Annotated in this window: 9 protein-coding genes and 1 pseudogene; 8 read left to right on the forward strand and 2 right to left on the reverse strand. The window is 69.2% G+C overall.

Annotation, left to right across the window (positions count from 1 at the left end; all coding sequences use genetic code 11):
- The 6 genes and pseudogenes from ABT085_RS38545 to ABT085_RS38570 all read left to right on the forward strand — a co-directional run.
- Nucleotides 1-281, forward strand: a pseudogene (locus ABT085_RS38545) (hypothetical protein); the annotation flags it as partial.
- A 94-nt stretch (nt 282-375) separates the two neighbouring features.
- Nucleotides 376-2,214: a molecular chaperone DnaK gene (gene dnaK / locus ABT085_RS38550; RefSeq protein ID WP_351619224.1), complete on the forward strand. Its 1,839-nt coding sequence runs from the start codon at nt 376-378 to the stop codon at nt 2,212-2,214.
- Nucleotides 2,211-2,867, forward strand: coding sequence for a nucleotide exchange factor GrpE (grpE, locus tag ABT085_RS38555; RefSeq protein ID WP_351619227.1), 657 nt, complete (start codon nt 2,211-2,213; stop codon nt 2,865-2,867). Before dnaK ends, grpE begins: the two co-directional genes overlap by 4 nt.
- 36 nt (nt 2,868-2,903) lie before the next feature.
- Complete coding sequence (gene dnaJ, locus ABT085_RS38560; protein ID WP_351619230.1) at nt 2,904-4,085, forward strand: molecular chaperone DnaJ; 1,182 nt, start codon at nt 2,904-2,906, stop codon at nt 4,083-4,085.
- A gap of 5 nt (nt 4,086-4,090) precedes the next feature.
- Nucleotides 4,091-4,543, forward strand: a complete 453-nt coding sequence (locus ABT085_RS38565; protein ID WP_351619233.1) for a heat shock protein transcriptional repressor HspR — start codon at nt 4,091-4,093, stop codon at nt 4,541-4,543.
- Nucleotides 4,544-4,923: 380 nt separating this feature from the next.
- Complete coding sequence (locus tag ABT085_RS38570) at nt 4,924-6,021, forward strand: sugar ABC transporter substrate-binding protein (protein ID WP_351619235.1); 1,098 nt, start codon at nt 4,924-4,926, stop codon at nt 6,019-6,021.
- Between the two features lie 139 nt (nt 6,022-6,160).
- On the opposite strand, the gene ABT085_RS38575 is transcribed toward ABT085_RS38570, so the two are convergent.
- On the reverse strand, nt 6,161-6,787 hold the full coding sequence (locus tag ABT085_RS38575; protein ID WP_351619238.1) for a DUF4352 domain-containing protein: 627 nt from the start codon (nt 6,785-6,787) through the stop codon (nt 6,161-6,163).
- Between the two features lie 218 nt (nt 6,788-7,005).
- Between ABT085_RS38575 and ABT085_RS38580 the strand changes: the two genes are divergently transcribed.
- Nucleotides 7,006-8,043, forward strand: coding sequence for a helix-turn-helix transcriptional regulator (locus tag ABT085_RS38580; protein ID WP_351619241.1), 1,038 nt, complete (start codon nt 7,006-7,008; stop codon nt 8,041-8,043).
- A 24-nt stretch (nt 8,044-8,067) separates the two neighbouring features.
- On the opposite strand, the gene ABT085_RS38585 is transcribed toward ABT085_RS38580, so the two are convergent.
- Nucleotides 8,068-9,105 carry a helix-turn-helix transcriptional regulator gene (locus ABT085_RS38585; protein ID WP_351619243.1) on the reverse strand — a complete coding sequence of 346 codons (1,038 nt, stop codon included), beginning with the start codon at nt 9,103-9,105 and terminating at the stop codon, nt 8,068-8,070.
- 297 nt (nt 9,106-9,402) lie between these two features.
- Here ABT085_RS38585 and ABT085_RS38590 point away from each other — a divergent pair, with 297 nt between their 5' ends.
- On the forward strand, nt 9,403-9,738 hold the full coding sequence (locus ABT085_RS38590; RefSeq protein WP_351619245.1) for a hypothetical protein: 336 nt from the start codon (nt 9,403-9,405) through the stop codon (nt 9,736-9,738).
- Nucleotides 9,739-9,847 lie beyond the last annotated feature (109 nt).

A 9,847-nucleotide genomic window follows, 5' to 3' on the forward strand; every position in this document is an offset into this window, starting at 1 on the left:
GACGTACCCGCATGATCACATTCCATAAGAACGGACACGCGCACGCCCGAACGCCACAGCACCCTGCCAGCGCAGCCGCCGTGGTGCTCGGCGCCGCGGCGTTCCCCGCGGTGCTCGTCGGGGTGCTGGTGCACACCGGGTGGATCGGCCCGGGGGCCGCGCTCTGGGTGGCGGTGGTGGTGCTGATCGCCGTATGGGGGGTACTTCGATTTCCGGTGAACGGTGCGCGACGGCCCGCATCTACGCAGGTCAGAGCGCAGTTGCGTGTAAGGAACGGATAAGAGTTGAGTCGCTGTGGCTCAGCTCTGTTGACCGCGGGGTGGTGGTCGTGCACACTTGAGTCCGTTCCACTCAAGTCAGCTGGAGGAAATCACCATGGCACGTGCGGTCGGCATCGACCTGGGCACGACTAACTCCGTCGTCAGCGTTCTGGAGGGCGGCGAGCCCACCGTCATCACCAACGCCGAGGGTGCCAGGACCACGCCGTCCGTCGTCGCCTTCGCGAAGAACGGTGAGGTGCTGGTCGGCGAGGTCGCCAAGCGCCAGGCGGTCACGAACGTGGACCGGACCATCCGCTCGGTGAAGCGCCACATGGGCACCGACTGGAAGATCGAGCTCGACGGGAAGCACTTCAACCCGCAGCAGATGAGCGCGTTCATCCTGCAGAAGCTGAAGCGCGACGCCGAGGCGTACCTGGGCGAGAAGGTGGCCGACGCGGTCATCACCGTCCCGGCGTACTTCAACGACTCCGAGCGCCAGGCGACGAAGGAAGCCGGTGAGATCGCCGGTCTCAACGTCCTTCGTATCGTCAACGAGCCCACCGCGGCCGCGCTCGCCTACGGCCTCGACAAGGACGACCAGACGATCCTCGTCTTCGACCTCGGTGGCGGCACCTTCGACGTGTCCCTCCTGGAGATCGGCGACGGCGTCGTCGAGGTGAAGGCCACCAACGGTGACAACCACCTCGGTGGTGACGACTGGGACCAGCGCGTCGTCGACTACCTGGTGCAGCAGTTCCGCTCCGGTCACGGCGTGGACCTCGCCAAGGACAAGATGGCCCTCCAGCGTCTGCGCGAGGCTGCCGAGAAGGCCAAGATCGAGCTGTCCTCGTCCACCGAGACCTCGATCAACCTGCCCTACATCACGGCCTCCGCCGAGGGCCCGCTGCACCTGGACGAGAAGCTCACGCGCGCCCAGTTCCAGCAGCTGACCGCCGACCTGCTGGAGCGCTGCAAGACGCCGTTCCACAACGTCATCAAGGACGCCGGCATCCAGCTGTCCGAGATCGACCACGTCGTCCTCGTCGGCGGCTCGACCCGTATGCCCGCCGTCGCCGAGCTCGTCAAGGAGCTGACCGGCGGCAACGAGGCCAACAAGGGTGTGAACCCGGACGAGGTCGTCGCCATCGGCGCCGCCCTCCAGGCCGGTGTCCTCAAGGGTGAGGTCAAGGACGTCCTGCTCCTCGACGTGACCCCGCTGTCCCTCGGTATCGAGACCAAGGGCGGCATCATGACCAAGCTCATCGAGCGGAACACGACGATCCCGACCAAGCGGTCCGAGATCTTCACCACCGCCGAGGACAACCAGCCGTCCGTGCAGATCCAGGTCTACCAGGGCGAGCGCGAGATCGCGGCGTACAACAAGAAGCTCGGCATGTTCGAGCTGACCGGTCTTCCGCCGGCCCCGCGCAGCGTGCCGCAGATCGAGGTCGCCTTCGACATCGACGCCAACGGCATCATGCACGTCACGGCGAAGGACCTCGGCACCGGCAAGGAGCAGAAGATGACCGTCACCGGCGGCTCCTCGCTGCCGAAGGACGAGGTCGACCGCATGCGCCAGGAGGCCGAGAAGTACGCGGAGGAGGACCACGCCCGCCGCGAGGCGGCCGAGGCCCGCAACCAGGGCGAGCAGCTCGTCTACCAGACCGAGAAGTTCCTCAAGGACAACGAGGACAAGGTCCCGGGCGAGATCAAGACCGAGGTCGAGGCCTCCGTCGAGGAGCTGAAGGCCGCGCTCAAGGGCGAGGACTCCGCCCAGATCCGCACCGCCACGGAGAAGGTCGCCGCCGTCTCCCAGAAGCTGGGCCAGGCCATGTACGCCGACGCCCAGGCCGCGCAGGCCGCCGGTGGCGCGCCCGCCGGTGAGGCCCGCGCCGACGACGACGTCGTGGACGCCGAGATCGTCGACGACGAGCGCCGGGACGGTGTCGCGTGACGGAGGAGACCCCGGGCTTTGACGAGAAGCCCGACGTCCCCTCCGGCGCCACCTCTGACGACGCCGAGCCGAAGGCCGCCGCTCCCTCCGCGGAGGAGGCTGCGGCCCCGGCCGGGGACGCGAACCAGACCGCGGCCCTGGTGGCCCAGCTGGACCAGGTGCGTACCGCGCTCGGTGAGCGCACCGCGGACCTCCAGCGGCTCCAGGCCGAGTACCAGAACTACCGTCGCCGGGTCGAGCGGGACCGGATCGCGGTCCGGGAGATCGCCATCGCGAACCTCCTGACCGAGCTCCTGCCCGTGCTCGACGACATCGGTCGCGCGCGTGATCACGGCGAGCTGGTCGGCGGCTTCAAGTCCGTCGCGGAGTCGCTGGAGACCGTCGCGGCGAAGATGGGCCTGCAGCAGTTCGGCAAGGAGGGCGAGCCCTTCGACCCGACGATCCACGAGGCCCTGATGCACAGCTACGCGCCGGACGTCACGGAGACGACGTGCGTGGCGATTCTCCAGCCCGGGTATCGGTTCGGCGAGCGCACCATCCGCCCCGCGCGGGTGGCGGTGGCCGAGCCCCAGCCGGGGGCGCAGACGGTCAAGGCCGAGGACTCGGCCGAGACGGGTGACGACAAGGAGAGCGGTGGCCCGGACGAGGGCTGACGCTCAGACGCGGAAGCGGAAGGAGGGACGTCGGGGATGAGCACCAAGGACTTCATCGAGAAGGACTACTACAAGGTCCTCGGCGTCCCCAAGGACGCGACCGAGGCCGAGATCAAGAAGGCGTACCGGAAGCTCGCCCGCGAGTTCCACCCGGATGCCAACAAGGGCAACGACAAGGCCGAGGAGCGGTTCAAGGAGATCTCCGAGGCGAACGACGTCCTCGGCGACCCCAAGAAGCGCAAGGAGTACGACGAGGCCCGCGCCCTTTTCGGTGCCGGCGGGTTCCGCCCGGGACCGGGCGCGGGCGGCGGCAACTTCAACTTCGACCTGGGCGACCTCTTCGGCGGCGGCCCCCAGGGCGGCGGCGGTGCCGGCGGCTTCGGCGGCGGCATCGGCGACGTCTTCGGGGGCCTGTTCAACCGGGGCGGCGCGGGCACCGGCACCCGCGCCCAGCCCCGGCGCGGCCAGGACATCGACACCGAGGTCACCCTCAGCTTCACCGAGGCGATCGAGGGCGCGACGGTCCCGTTGCGGATGACCTCGCAGCAGGCCTGCAAGGCCTGTTCCGGCACCGGCGACAAGAACGGCACCCCGCGGGTGTGCCCGACCTGCGTCGGCACCGGACAGGTGGCGCGGGGCTCCGGCGGCGGCTTCTCGCTGACGGACCCCTGCCCGGACTGCAAGGGCCGCGGCCTGATCGCCGAGCACCCCTGCATGGAGTGCAAGGGCAGCGGCCGTGCCAAGTCCTCGCGCACCATGCAGGTCCGCATCCCGGCGGGTGTCACCGACGGGCAGCGGATCCGGCTGCGCGGCAAGGGCGCGCCGGGCGAGCGGGGCGGACCGGCGGGCGACCTGTACGTCGTCGTGCACGTCGACGCGCACCCGGTGTTCGGCCGCAAGGACGACAACCTCACCGTCACCGTGCCGGTGACGTTCACGGAGGCGGCGCTCGGCGGCGAGGTGCGGGTTCCGACCCTCGGCGGCCCGCCGGTGACGCTGAAGCTCCCCCCGGGCACCCCCAACGGCCGCACCATGCGCGCCCGTGGCAGGGGCGCGGTCCGCAAGGACGGCACCCGCGGCGACCTGCTGGTCACCGTCGAGGTGAGTGTTCCGAAGGACCTGTCGGGGAATGCTCGTGACGCACTGGAGGCGTATCGCGAGGCGACCGCGGGGGAGGACCCGCGGGCGGAGCTGTTCGAGGCCGCGAAGGGAGCTTGAGCGTGATGGACGGCCGTCGGCGTAACCCGTACGAACTGAACGAGGAGACCCCGGTCTACGTCATCTCGGTGGCGGCCCAGCTCTCCGGTCTGCATCCGCAGACGCTGCGTCAGTACGACCGCCTGGGTCTGGTCTCCCCCGACCGCACCGCCGGACGGGGGCGGCGCTACTCGGCCCGCGACATCGAACTGCTGCGCACCGTCCAGCAGTTGTCGCAGGACGAGGGCATCAACCTGGCCGGCATCAAGCGGATCATCGAACTGGAGAACCAGGTCGCGGCGCTCCAGTCCCGCGTCGCGGAGATGGAGGCGGCGCTGGAGGGCGCGGCGGCCACGATGCGGCAGCGCGAGGCCGCGGTGCACGCCTCCTACCGGCGGGACCTGGTCCCGTACCAGGAGGTCCAGCAGACCAGCGCGCTGGTGGTCTGGCGGCCGAAGCGGCAGGGGCCCTCGGACTGAGGGCCGCGACGCGGCGGTACGACGCGACGGCACGTGTGTGAAGGGGCCCGGGAGATCTCCCGGGCCCCTTCGCGTGCCTCCGGCGACGGGGTCCGGGCGGACGCCGGGACCCTTCGTGATCATGGTTTGACGGAGCAGTGACGGGTTGTGTGAAACTTTACTTTTCCGTGAACTTCCATTGAGTGAAGGGGCCATAAAAGACCGTTTGGTGAAGAATCTGCAGGGCCTTCGCGACCGACTGTGAGCGAAGCGGAGCATGATGTTGCTATCTCGTTAAGTGCTTCGGCTTGACGCCGACGGTTGCGGACGCGTTGTCTTTTCAGACACCTGGGTCACCATGTCGTACCCATGTCCGGATCGCACTTGAAGTGAGCCCCCGAATGCGTCGTATCGCCATATCCGTGGCCGCGTCCACTATGACTCTCTCGCTGGCAGGCTGCGGCATGCTCAACGCATCGGGGGACGCTGCCGAAGCGAGCCCGACGAAGGGCAACGACGTCACGGTGGGCATCCTGATGCCGGAGAAGACGAACACGCGTTACGCGGACTTCGACTACCCGATCATCAAGGCGAAGGTCGCCTCCCTGACCAACGGCCAGGGCCGGACCGCCTACGCCAACGCCGCCTCCGACGCGGACGTGCAGGCCACCCAGATGCAGAAGATGATCGACGACAAGGTCGACATCATCCTGCTGGACGCCGTCGACTCCCACGCCATCGCGGGCATGGTGAAGAAGGCCAAGGACGCGGGCATCCCGGTCATCGCCTACGACCGTCTGTCCGAGGGCCCGATCGACGCGTACATCTCCTTCGACAACGAGCTCGTCGGCGAGGTGCAGGGCCGCACCCTGGCCGAGCAGGTGGACAACTCCTCCGGCAAGATCGTCATGGTCAACGGCTCGCCCACCGACCCGAACGCCAAGCAGTTCAAGGCGGGCGCGCTCTCCGAGCTCGACGGCAAGGTGGTCATCGCCGACACCTGGGACACCAAGGACTGGAACCCCGACGTGGCCCAGGCCAAGATGACCAAGGCGATCGAGCGGATCGGCAAGAGCAACATCGCCGGCGTCTACGCGGCCAACGACGGTATGGCCGGCGGTGTCATCAAGGCCTTCAAGGCCGCGGGCGTCACCACCATGCCGCCTATCACGGGCCAGGACGCGGAGCTGGCGGGTGTTCAGCGGATCGTCGCCGGCCAGCAGTACATGAGCGTCTACAAGTCGTACCCGGAGGAGGCCGAGGCCGCCGCGCAGATGGCCGTCGCCCGGATCCAGGGTCACGACATCCAGTTCGACGCCCTGACCCGTGACAAGGTCGACAGCCCCACGAACAAGAACATCCCCTCGCTGCTGGTGAGCGTGGTCGCGCTGACCAAGGACAACATCAAGGACACCGTCGTCGCGGACGGCATCTACAAGATCTCCGACATCTGCACGGCCGACTACAAGGCCGCCTGCTCCGCGATCGGCCTCAAGTAGACCCTGGCGCCGCACGGGCCGGCGAGCGGCTCACAGGCCCGCGAACGGCTCGACAGGCCCGTCCCGGCGGTCCGCGAGCGCCTCAGCGGCCTGCACGCGCCTCAGTGGCCCCTGGAGACCTCACCGGTCCCAGGACGCCTCACCAGCCCACGAGTGGCTTCATCGGGATGAGCACGCCCTCCGGGGCGTGCTCCACCGGACGGCTGTCCATGAAGCCGGCCCGGTCGCGGTCGCCCGAGACGCGCACGCCCGTGACCTTCGCGTCGCGCGGCACGTCGTACCAGATCTCGACCTCGACGAGATCGTGTCCGCCGATCTCGACCTGGTCGTGCTGACGCCGTACCGCCATCGCGAAGGTGTCCGCCCGGCCGCGCCGGCCGGCGACGCCCTCCAGGCGCTGCCGCGCGACCACGTACGTGTGGAACTCGGGGTCCTTGTTCTCCACCCGCAGCCGGATCGCACAGAACTGGCCGTCGGGTTGCGCCTCACTGTGCGATCCCGAGACAGCCGTAAGGCCACACCGCAGGGACAGCAAGGTGAACGTGAGGTGTCCATCCTTGTAAGCCCTGGAAGGCCGTTGTACGGCCGCGGAGGGCGACGGACCCGCCGGACTCCCGCCCCCCGCGTCGCAGCCCGCGACAGGCAGCGTCAGAGCCGCGGCCAGTGTCGTCCATGTCAGTGCCCTCGGCAGGCGCCCTTTCGGCATAGGGGAAGTGTCGGGCCGTCGGAGCCGAAAGGGGAGAGGGCGGACACGACGGGAACGCATGGACGGCAGTCACCCGGGGGAGTGGATTCCGCCGAGTACCGGCCGGGTACGGAACACCACCGTCAGCTTGTGGCGATGCGATGGTCGGCGGTGGGCGGAAAGCGGGGCGAACCAGCTGTTTCCCACGGTCGGGCCGAGGGAAGCCGTGTTGCGGAGCAGGTAGGGTCCGCGCATAGTGGCGCCTGCGGAAGAGGCTGGAACCGGGGGTGGGACGGGCGATGGCCGGGCACGGGACGGAGCAGCATCCACACGGTGCCGACCGACTGTGCGAGGCCGGGGATCGGGTGTATTCCCGGGCCGTACGGCGCGGACGGGTGCGCCGTCGTGACGCGGACCCGGTGCCCTGTCTGCTGGAACTGGCCCTGCTGCACCCGGATCCCGACGACATGGACTGGCTGGTGCCGACCGCGCCGCAGGAGGTCATGACCCGGCTGCTGCGCGCGGTGCACGACGAGGTCAGCGCGAGCCGGCACCGGGTGGGCGCGGCGGTCGCGGCCGTCGAGTGGTACGCGGGCCTGGGCGGCAGGCTGCCGTCCTCCGGTACCGAGGGCAGCTCGATCCGGGTCCTGGAGGGCCTGTCCCGGATCCAGACGGCGATGGACGAGGCGACCGAGGCCTGCACGACGGAGGTGCTGACGGTCCAGCCGGGCGGCATCCGCCGCGAGGCCGAGCTGTCCGAGGGGCTGCACCGGGCGCTGACGCTGCGCGGGCGCGGGGTGCGCATGCGGGACCTGTACAACCATGTGGCCCGGCACGGGCAGGGCCTGCTCAACTACCTGGAGCTGATGGGCGACACGGTCGAGGCGCGCACCCTCGACGAGGTCGTCGACCGGCTCATCCTGTTCGACCGCACGGTCGCCTTCATCCCCGCCAACGCCGATCACACGATGGCCCTGGAGCTCAGGCACCCGGCTCTGGTCGGCTACTTCGCCACGGTCTTCGAGCGCTTCTGGCGCCTGGCGATCCCGCTCACCGCCCCGCTGCCCGACACCGGCATCGAGGGCATCTCGCACCGCGAGCAGTCCATCGCGGCGCTGCTCGCGGAGGGGCATCAGGACGCGGTGATCGCGGAGCGCCTCGGCATCAGTGTCCGCACCTGCCGTGCGCACATCGCGCGGCTCTCGGAGACGCTGGGCGCGGCGAGCCGCACCCAGCTGGGGGTCAGGATCGCCCAGGTCGGCCTGGTCGGCTCCGCGCCGACCCCCGGTGTGCCGCAGGTGGTCCTGCCCGACCAGGGGTCGCCGACCGCCCTGTGAGGGGGCCGGCGAGGGCGCTCCGGGTCAGGTCCCGCCGTCCTCGGCGGGGGCGGGGTGGTCCTGGTTGAGGATTCCCGACTGGGCTATCAGATAGCCGAGTTGGGCGCGGCTGCCGCTGCCCAGGGCGGTGGCCAGTTTGGCTATGTGGGCCCGGCAGGTGCGTACGTTCATGCCCAGCCGGCGCGCGATGGCCTCGTCCACGTGCCCCTCCACGAGGAGTTTGGCGATGGAGTGCTGGATGTCGGTGATGCCGTCGGGGGCGGTCTCGTAGGGGGCGCCGGCGCTCAGCGGCACCGCGCGGTTCCACATGAACTCGAACACCTTGACCAGGTAGCTGACCAGCCCGGGGTGGCGCAGTTCCAGGGCGACCTGGCGGTCCTCGCGGACCGGGATGAAGGCCACGGTCTCGTCGCAGATGATCAGCCGCTCGACGAGTTCGTCGATGGTGCGGTACTCCGCCTTCCCGTCGGCGAACTGGTCGACGTAGGCGAGTCTTTCGGGGCTGTAGCGCGCGGTGTGCTGGTACAGGGTGCGGATGCGCACACCGCGTTCGATCAGCGGCCGGTCGCGCTCCAGTCCCTCGATGAGTCTGCGTTCGGGGTGGCGGGCGCTCGGCTGGACCGTGAGCACCTCGTGCTGGCACTGGGCGGTGGCCAGGTCGAGTGCCGCGTTGATCCGGTCGAGCCCCTCCAGCACCCGGACGGAGTCCGTGGCCGCCGTCACCTGGGCGCTCAGGGCCATGAACGGCTCGAAGGCCCCGGCCAGGTCGGTGGACAGCCGCCGCCGCTCACTGATCTCGCGCTCTATGGCGTTGAGGCGCTGGGCCAGGACGACCGAGGGGGGAACCGGGAGCAGCCAGTTCGTTTCGTCCGGGTCGGGGTGCAGCAGGGCGAACTCCATGAGGCACGGCGCGGCCTCCACCTCGGCGCGGGCGATTCGCCCCGTGCGCAGCGCGTTCGCGTAGAGGCGCCCACCCTCCTCGCACAATTCCGTCAAGGCGTGAGGATGTGTCTCGTTAGTCCGATTCGTTGCCAAATCTCCACCCCCCAGGACCCTGAACATGCAGGAACATGATGCATTGATTCTGTGGCCATGACGTGCCCGAATGAGCCATCGTCTTACTCGACGGGGGAAGAGGGGACCTTCAAGTGAGGACGAAGCCGACTATGCGTAAGAGAATGCTTCGCTCGGTGCTTGTCGCCGCCTTCTCCGCCGTTGTGGCCTTCGGAACGCTGAGTGGCCTCTCTGGTGCGAAGGGTGACGCACGGGCGGACACCGTCTGGTCAGTGCCGCGCGCCAACGCCGCGGCCGGCGACGGCGACACCGTCGTCACACCGAATGACACCGTGTGGAGTTGACGTGACCACCCCACCCGACGACCGCTCCTTCCGACGTGAGATGGCCACCGCCTACCGCTCCGGCTGGCACTTCATCGACCTGGTCACCGCCATCCCCCACAGCGGCGACTCGCTGATGGTGACCGTCTTCGGTGAGCCGGTCGTCGTCACGCGGGACGAGGACGAGGACGTGCGGGCGTACCGGTGCCTGCGAAAGCCTCGCGGCGCGCCGCAGCCCGTGCGGTGTGCCATCCGGTACGGAATGATCTTTGTGAACCTGGATCGGCGGGACCACCGGCTTGCGGAGCCGGACGTTCCTGACATCAGGACCATCTCGGCCACCCCCCGCAGTGCCTGACGCGATTCCCCCGTCGTAAAAGATCGCGCAGGTACTTCCCCCCGCAGCGGGGGGGGGCGGGGGGCGCGGCCGCGTAGAGCGGGAGGTAGAGCGTCTGATATATTGATGT

This window comes from Streptomyces sp. NPDC002265 (assembly GCF_040296125.1).
Taxonomy (GTDB): domain Bacteria; phylum Actinomycetota; class Actinomycetes; order Streptomycetales; family Streptomycetaceae; genus Streptomyces.

Coding starts and splice junctions, on each gene's coding strand:
- ABT085_RS38565 (WP_351619233.1), top strand. CDS start 4,091: ATGGACGGCCGTCGGCGTAACCCGTACGAACTGAACGAGGAGACCCCG.
- ABT085_RS38570 (WP_351619235.1), top strand. CDS start 4,924: ATGCGTCGTATCGCCATATCCGTGGCCGCGTCCACTATGACTCTCTCG.
- dnaK (WP_351619224.1), top strand. CDS start 376: ATGGCACGTGCGGTCGGCATCGACCTGGGCACGACTAACTCCGTCGTC.
- ABT085_RS38585 (WP_351619243.1), bottom strand. CDS start 9,105: ATGTTCAGGGTCCTGGGGGGTGGAGATTTGGCAACGAATCGGACTAAC.
- ABT085_RS38580 (WP_351619241.1), top strand. CDS start 7,006: ATGGCCGGGCACGGGACGGAGCAGCATCCACACGGTGCCGACCGACTG.
- dnaJ (WP_351619230.1), top strand. CDS start 2,904: ATGAGCACCAAGGACTTCATCGAGAAGGACTACTACAAGGTCCTCGGC.
- ABT085_RS38575 (WP_351619238.1), bottom strand. CDS start 6,787: ATGCGTTCCCGTCGTGTCCGCCCTCTCCCCTTTCGGCTCCGACGGCCC.